The organism is uncultured Cardiobacterium sp. (genome assembly GCF_938028185.1).
Lineage (GTDB): Bacteria > Pseudomonadota > Gammaproteobacteria > Cardiobacteriales > Cardiobacteriaceae > Cardiobacterium.
The window spans coordinates 1-7744 of record NZ_CALJAH010000078.1; the positions used below are offsets into that span (position 1 = coordinate 1).

Genomic DNA, 7744 nt, shown 5'->3' on the forward strand with positions numbered 1-7744 from the left:
CCGCGTACTGCCTTCAGCGGCGCGCCTTGTCTGAAACTTTCGGTGGATGGCTATAGTACGCCTCCTCTTGTCGCGCATCATGAAAACGCCCGCTTTGCGGGAAAAGCGGGCGTTCGTTCAGGTGCTGCGCGTGGCGGCGAGGCTGCGGCGGATGCGGCGTTGTTCGACGCTGAGGTCGGGCGGTGGTAGCTGCGGGGTGAGTTGCCAATGCAGTTGTGCGGTATCAACGCCGAGGTGTTGCCAGGCGAGATCAAGGTGGGTGCGGCATTCTTGCAGGGTGGCGAGTGGCGCGTCGGCGGCGAGGCTGATGCTGTCCTTGCGAGTTTGGGTCAGGCGATAGTCGGTTTTCCACGGCAGCAGCCTAGCCAGCGCGTGATGGCTGGTCTGCGGGTAGATTTTGCTGCGGTGGATGAGGCTCGCCGTCGGCAGGATGAAGATGTCGTCCAGTCGCCCTTCAACGGCGCGCACGGTTTGGGTGCAACTGCCGCAGGGGCAGGGGTTCGGGTCGTCGGCAAGGATGTCATCGACGCGGTAGCGCACCAGCGGCAGGGCCTGCGTGCCAAAGGCGGTGATGAGCGGGATGTAGTGCTGGTCGTCCAGCCATTCTTTTTCGACGTGGTATTTTTCTTCGGCAAGGTGGAGGCGGCCATGCGCGCAGGTGATGCCGAGCAGGCCTTCGACGCTCTGGTAGAGGTCGCCGACGACGGCGAACTGGCGCCGCAGTGCGAGGCGGTCGCGCGCGGTCAGGGTTTCGCCGCTGTTATAGACGCGGGTGCAGCGGGTGAGTTCGAGTTCGCCCTGCATGATGCGGCGCAGCAGGGCGAGGAGGATGCTCGCCGGGGCAATGATGATGTGCGGTTGTTGGTGACGCAGTTTTTTCAGCAGGTAGCCGGGGTCGTCCTGGATGTCGTAGCTGTGCAGGGTGAGCGGTTCGCTGTCGAGCTGGTAGCAGGGGGCGTTGTTGCCACGGTAGTACCAGGCGATGCTGAGGGTTTCGGGCAGTTCGTCCGGGTAGAGGCGGGCGAGGATGGCACCGATGCGGTCTATGCGCTCTTCGTGGCTGATGAGGAAGGCGCGGCGGCGGCCTTTGCTGCCGGCGGAGAGGAGCGGGATGTAGTCGCGGGCGAAGTAGGCGTAATCGCGCGAGATATCGGCACGGACGGCGCGGGCGAAGACGTCTTCGTGGCGCGCGCCGAGGGTGTTGATTTGGTCGAAGTGGCGGGCGAGGTCGTGCGCGGTCAGCACCGGCCAGTTTTCCAGCGGCGTGCCGAGGTATTGCCGGTAGTAGGGGCTGCGCGGCAGGGTTTCTTTGTAAAGGCGGAGCAGCATCCGCCGCTGCCATTGTTCGAGGGCGTCACGGTCGGCGAAATACTGGCGACGGTTGCGCTGGTATGAAGCGAGGATTTCGTAGAGGTTGTTGGCCCGTGGTGGCATGGCGTGTCCTTTTGCGTGTGTGGCGGGCGGGGTGTGGGGATATGGTGGGGCTCACCCCACCGGCTTTTTGCTTTTTTGTACCCCCACAGAGGGTTTTAGTGGCGGAAATGGCGCATTCCGGTAAAGATCATCGCCATGCCGTGTTCGTTGGCGGCGGCGATGACTTCCGGGTCGCGTACCGAGCCGCCCGGCTGGATGATGGCGCGCACGCCTGCGGCGGCTGCGGCATCAACGCCGTCGCGGAAGGGGAAGAAGGCGTCGCTGGCAAGGACGCTGCCGCGTGTGTCCAGTCCTTCGCTTTGCGCTTTCAGCACTGCGATTTGCGAGGCGAAGACGCGGCTGGTCTGCCCCGCGCCGATGCCGATGGTGGCGCGGTTTTTGGCGAGGACGATGGCGTTGGATTTGACGGTTTTGGCGATTTTCCAGGCAAAGAGCAGGTCGTGCAGCTCTTCCGGCGCGGGTTCGCGTTCGCTGACGGTGCTCAGGTTTTCGCTGTTGATGATGCCGCTGTCCCATTCTTGCACGAGCAGGCCGCCGTGGATGCTGGTCAGTTGCCATTCGCCGCCGGTGTGGCCTTCGCTTTTGATTTCCAGCACGCGGATGTTCGGCTTCTGCGAAAGCACTTGCAGCGCGTCGTCGTCGTAGGCGGGGGCGATGAGGACTTCGACGAACTGGCGGCTGATGATTTCGCGCGCGGTTTCGCCGTCCAGCCCCCGGTTGAAGGCGATGATGCCGCCGAAGGCGGAGGTGCTGTCGCAGCGGTGCGCGGCATCGTAGGCGGCGAGGATGTTGTCGCCAAGGGCGGCGCCACAGGGGTTGGCGTGCTTGACGATGACGCAGGCGGGGTATTCGGGGAAACGCAGCACGGTTTGCAGGGCGGCGTCGGCGTCGGCGAGGTTGTTGTAGGAGAGTGCCTTGCCCTGGATTTGTTTGGCGGTGGCGAGCGTCGCCCCGGCCGGTTTGCGGCTGGTGTAGAAGGCGGCCTGCTGGTGCGGGTTTTCGCCGTAGCGCAGTACGCCGTGCAGTTGGTAGTCGGCGTGGTAGTGCTGCGGGAAGCCTTTTTCTTGCGCGCCAAACAGCGGGATGAAGTGGTTGGCAATGGCGCGGTCGTAGTCGGCGGTGTGGTCAAAGGCTTTGGCCATCAGCCGCTGGCGCAGCTCAAGGTCAAAGGCGCCGCGCTCGATGGCGGTGATGACTTCGGGGTAGTCGGCAGGGCTGACGACAACGCCGACGGATTCGTAGTTTTTCGCCGCCGCGCGCACGAGCGCCGGGCCGCCGATGTCGATGTTTTCCACGGCTTCCTCAAGGCTAACGCCCGGTTTGTCGATGGTTTCGCGGAAGGGGTAGAGGTTGACGATGACGAGGTCTATCGGCGCGATGCCGTGTTGGGTCATCACCGCATCATCGGTGCCGCGCCGTCCGAGGATGCCACCGTGGATTTTCGGGTGCAGGGTTTTGACGCGCCCGGCCATGATTTCCGGGAAGGCGGTGTGTTCGCTGACGTCCTTGACGGCGATGCCGGCGTCGCGCAATGCCTGCGCGGTGCCACCGGTGGAGAGGATTTCCACGCCGCTCGCGGCAAGGCGGCTGGCAAATTCGACGAGGCCGCTTTTGTCGGATACGCTGATCAGTGCGCGGCGCGGGGTGATGTTGTGGCTCATGGCGGGTCTCCCGGTCTGGTATGGTTGAAATGGCGCTTATGATACCGGATGGGCAAATGGTTAGCGGCGGCAATGGCGCTTTTGTTAAAATGAGCGCGTTTTTTCACCATAGTAGATGACCCGCGTGTTGCAATTCCGTTATATCTGGTGTGTGTTTTTGTGGTTTCCGGTGGAAGCGGGGGCGCTGCAATGCGCGGCCGACCCGCTCGCGGTCTTTACCGAACTGGGCGGCGACCCGAACGACAAGGAAGTGCACGTCCGCGCCGACAATTCTGAAGGCGATTATCTGCGCGCCGACTTCTCCGGCTCGGTGGAAATGCACCAGGGCGACAAGCACCTGTTTGCGCCCGAACTCACCTACCGCCACGAAGAAGGCAAGGCCGATCTCAACCGTGGCGGCGTCATCTCATCGCCGCAGGCAGCGATTGAGGGCATCAAGGGGCATTACGACAGCGGGGCGCAGACCGCCTCCTTTGAAGAAGCCGAATACTATATGCGCGGCAAACAGCAGGCGGCGGTGGGGTCTGCGAAAAACGCGCGCTTTGACCGCAAAAACAACCGCGATGACTTTGAAAGCGTCACCTGGACGACCTGCCCCCGCCTCCATCCCGCCTGGCACATCAAGGCGCATACGCTGATGCTCGACCACAACCGCGAACGCGGCATTGCGCGCGACATGACGCTGCGCATCGGCAAAATCCCGGTGTTCTACCTGCCCTACTTCTCCTTCCCCATCAGCTCGGCGCGGCAAAGCGGTTTCCTCATCCCCTCGATGGGCAGCAGCGAAGAGCGCGGCTTTGAAGTCAGCATCCCCTACTACTGGAACATCGCCCCCAACCAGGACGCCACCTTCACCTTCCGCCCGATGACCAAACGCGGCCTGATGGCCGACGCCGAATACCGCTTCCTCGGCGAAAAACAGGAAGGCACCCTCTACGGCGCGTTGCTCGCCAACGACCGCAAACGCCCGCATCACCCGCGCTGGAGCTGGCGCGGCACGCACCAGTACCACTTCAACGACCAGTGGCACACCGACCTGTTGCACCAGCAAGTCTCCGACGTGGACTACGTCAAAGACCTCACCACCGACTTCCGCCTCTACGACGAATGGTATCTGGAGCGCCATTTCACCCTCTACGGCAACACCGACTACGGCAACCTCATGCTGCGCGCGCAGGACTACCAGCGCATTGACCCGGTGGTCAGCGAAGCGGACAAACCCTACAGCCGCGCGCCCCAGCTCACCTACAACCACACCCTCAAAAACGGCAACTGGCGCTATGACGTGAGCGCCGAAGCCGTCCACTTCCGCAAAGACGAGTTGGGCGGTGCCAACCGCTACAGCGGCGACGTCAGCGCCGCTTACCGTCTTGATGCCGCCTACGGCTACATCGAGCCACAAATCAGCGCCAACTACGCCCATTACGACTACAGCACGCGCAAGGACAAGCTGCGCGGCAAACATCACGACCGCTTCCTGCCGACCTTCAGCTTTGACAGCAAACTCACCTTCGAGCGTAACTTCGGTTGGCAGGGCGAAGACTGGACACAAACGCTGGAGCCGCGCCTGTACTACCTCTACACCCCCTACAAAGACCAAAGCGAAATCCCCGACTTCGACACCGACGAACGCAGCCTCTCCTGGAACTGGCTCTTCGCGCGCAACCGCTTCGTTGGCGAAGACCGCATCGGCGACGCCAACCAGCTCACCACCTCCGTCAGCAGCAGCTTCTACCGCAACCACGACGGACAAGAAAAACTGCGCCTCTCGCTCGGCCAAATCCAGTACTTCAAAGACCGCCGCGTCCAGCTCGGCGACAAGGCCACCGAAAAACAAGGCCGCTCCGTGCTCGTCAGCGAAGGCCTCTACCAGATTGACCAACACTGGCGCCTCTATGGCCTCACCTACTGGGACACGCAAAAACACCGCAACGAACGCGACGTCATCAGCCTCGACTACCACCTCGACCGCGACCGCTTCATCAACCTCGCGCACCACTACAACCGCCGCGACTACAACCAGACCACCCTCGCCGCCACCTGGCGCATCAACCCGCAATGGCGGCTGTTCTACCGCAGCGACTACTCGCACCGCCACCACCGCCTCTTCAACCACGTCAGCGGCGTCGAATACAACGACTGCTGCTGGGCCTGGCGGCTGGCGGGCAAACACTGGCGCGACCGCCCCGGCGACGACCAAAAACACAGCGCCATCTACCTCGAATTCGTACTCAAAGGACTGGGCAACATGGGCAGCCGCTCCGGGCGGATGCTGCAAAAAGAAATCCACGGCTTCACCCCACTTTCAGAGGAGAACACCTTTTGAAAACACTCACCCTCGCCCTCATCGCCATCGGCATGAGCCTCGCCGCCCCGGCACAAAACCTCAAATTCGGCCCGGCCAACGCGCCCGCAGGCGCCGAACAACCCATCGACGAAATCGGCCTTGTCATCAACGACGAAGCCATCACCCGCCGCCAGCTCGCGCAAGAAATGGAGACCGCGCGGAAAAGTATGCCGAAAGACCTCAAACTGCCCGCCGGCGAACTGGAGCACCAACTGCTCGAACACATCATCATGAACCACCTGCTCGCACAAATCGAACAAAAAGCCGGGCTGGACATCAGCGAAGACGAATTGAACGCCGCCATCGCGCAAATCGCCGAACGTAACAAAGTCAGCGAACAAAAACTCTACGCCCAGGCACAACGCGACACCGGCCTGAACCGCGACGCCTTCCGCGCCCAAATCCGCAAAAGCCTCGCGCAAGAACACCTCAAAGAAGGCATGGTCGGCGCCGACATCAACATCAGCGACCGCCAGGTGGACGAATACCTCGCCAAACTGGCGCGCGAACAAGGCAGCACCATCCACGTCCAGGACCTGCTCATCCCGCTGCCCGACGGCGACGCCAACAGCCGCGCCAAAGAAGTGGACAACAAAATCCGCGAAGTCTCACAAGCCCTGCGCGACAGCGGCGGCAACCTGCAACAGGCGAGCGCCCGCGTCGCTGGCGCACACTACAACGACTTGGGCGACGTCAACCTCGGCACCATCCCGCCGCGCTTCGCCCGCGCGCTGGCCAAACTCGGCGCAGGCGAAATCGTCGAAAACCCGGTGGTGGACGACGACGGAATGCACTTCCTCAAAGTCGCCGAAAAACACAACGCCGAAGGCAACTACACCCTCGCCGAAGCCGACGTCTCGCATATCCTCTTGCGCACCAACGACGGCCACGACGATGCCAGCCAAAAAGCGCAAATAGACGCCATCTACCGCGAACTGCAAGCCGGGGCCGACTTCGCCAGCCTGGCGCGGCGCTACTCCGAAGACGCGCAAACCGCGGCCAAAGGCGGCGACCTCGGCTGGGTCAGCGCCGACCAGTTCAGCGGCGAACTGGCGCAGGCCATCGAAAAACAGGGCGTCGGCAGCATCAGCAAACCCGTGAAAACCCCCTACGGCTACCACATCATCCTCGTGCGCGACCGCCGCCAGAGCGACAAAAGCGAAGCCGTCGTGCGCGAACAAATCAAACGCAACCTCTACGCCAAAGCGCTGGACGAAGCGTGGCAACAACGCCTGCAAGCCCTGCGCCGCGAAGCCTACATCAACATCCGATGAACGAAGTCAAAGCCGCCAAACACCTGGGCCAACACTTCCTGCGTGATGAAGCCGTCATCGCCCGCCTGCTCGCCGTCATCAACGCCCAGGCGGACGAGCGCATTCTGGAAATCGGCCCCGGCCTCGGCGCGCTCACCCTGCCGCTCCTGCGACAAACCGGCGCACTGACCGCCGTCGAATACGACCCGCGCGTCCTCGCGCCGCTTGCGAAAAAAGCCGCACCCCTCGGCACCCTGCACCTCATCCACGCCGACATCCTCGATATTGATTTTGGCAATATGCTCCCTCCCCCTGTGGGGGACTGGAACAGCTCGTCCGAAGGACGAGAAAGGGCTGGGGTGGGGGTAGCGTCCATGAAATTACCGCCGATGCAAACCCGTCCTCTCCGAAACGGCGTACCTTTCAGCACATCTCCCGATTCCCAAAACCCGGCACCTTCTACCCCCACCCGTCTGCTCGCCAAACTGCGCCCCACCCAACCGCTGCCGGGCTGGCTCGCGCGCATAGGCCGCCACCTGCCCACCCTGCCGCCGCGCCTCATCCTCGTGCAAACCCTGAACCAAATGCTGCGCCGCGGCCTCTTGCCCGCCGACATGACACAATTTGCCGGACGTCACTTCCAGCTTGACGTACTTGACCTCGGCATCAGCATCCGCTTCAGCGCCGACACACAGCGCTTCACCGCAGAGAATTACCCCGGCGCGCCCGACCTGCGCCTTGCCGCCAACAGCGCCGACTACCTGCGCATGATTCTGCGCGAAGAAGACCCCGACACCCTCTTCTTCAACCGCAAACTGCAAATCGAAGGCGACACCGCGCTGGGACTTGCCACCAAAAACCTGCTCGACTGCGTGGACTGGCGCTGGCAACGCCTGCTGCCACAGCGCCTCACCGCCTGGCTGCAAACGCGCGGACACCGCTGGCACCCCGGCGCGGCATAGGCATTTACATACATCTTCCCCGCTACCCTGTATGTATAGCCATCCACCGAAAGTTTCAGACAAGGCGCGCCGCTGAAGGCAGTACGC

Annotated in this window: 5 protein-coding genes and 1 pseudogene; 4 read left to right on the forward strand and 2 right to left on the reverse strand. The window is 62.7% G+C overall.

Translation table 11 applies throughout. The annotated features are described in order from the left end of the window. Window positions 1-117 precede the first annotated feature (117 nt). Both Q0349_RS02485 and purH read right to left on the reverse strand, forming a co-directional pair. Entirely contained in the window at window positions 118-1434 is a 1317-nt protein-coding gene (locus Q0349_RS02485) for a F390 synthetase-related protein (protein WP_298079289.1), read from the reverse strand. Window positions 1435-1529: 95 nt separating this feature from the next. Then, the gene (gene purH / locus Q0349_RS02490; protein ID WP_298079291.1) at window positions 1530-3095 is read right to left on the reverse strand and encodes a bifunctional phosphoribosylaminoimidazolecarboxamide formyltransferase/IMP cyclohydrolase; all 1566 of its coding nucleotides are present in this window, start codon (window positions 3093-3095) and stop codon (window positions 1530-1532) included. Between the two features lie 115 nt (window positions 3096-3210). Here purH and lptD point away from each other — a divergent pair, with 115 nt between their 5' ends. From lptD to Q0349_RS14040, 4 genes and pseudogenes are all read left to right on the forward strand, one after another. Beyond that, on the forward strand, window positions 3211-5421 hold the full coding sequence (gene lptD, locus Q0349_RS02495) for an LPS assembly protein LptD (RefSeq protein ID WP_298079293.1): 2211 nt from the start codon (window positions 3211-3213) through the stop codon (window positions 5419-5421). After that, window positions 5418-6716 carry a peptidylprolyl isomerase gene (locus tag Q0349_RS02500; protein WP_298079295.1) on the forward strand — a complete coding sequence of 433 codons (1299 nt, stop codon included), beginning with the start codon at window positions 5418-5420 and terminating at the stop codon, window positions 6714-6716. Before lptD ends, Q0349_RS02500 begins: the two co-directional genes overlap by 4 nt. Continuing rightward, a pseudogene (locus Q0349_RS14035) lies at window positions 6713-6982 on the forward strand (rRNA adenine N-6-methyltransferase family protein); the annotation flags it as partial. The gene Q0349_RS02500 and the pseudogene Q0349_RS14035, both read left to right, overlap by 4 nt. Window positions 6983-7180: 198 nt before the next feature. Continuing rightward, the gene (locus tag Q0349_RS14040; RefSeq protein WP_366916258.1) at window positions 7181-7657 is read left to right on the forward strand and encodes an SCP2 sterol-binding domain-containing protein; all 477 of its coding nucleotides are present in this window, start codon (window positions 7181-7183) and stop codon (window positions 7655-7657) included. Window positions 7658-7744: the final 87 nt, after the last annotated feature.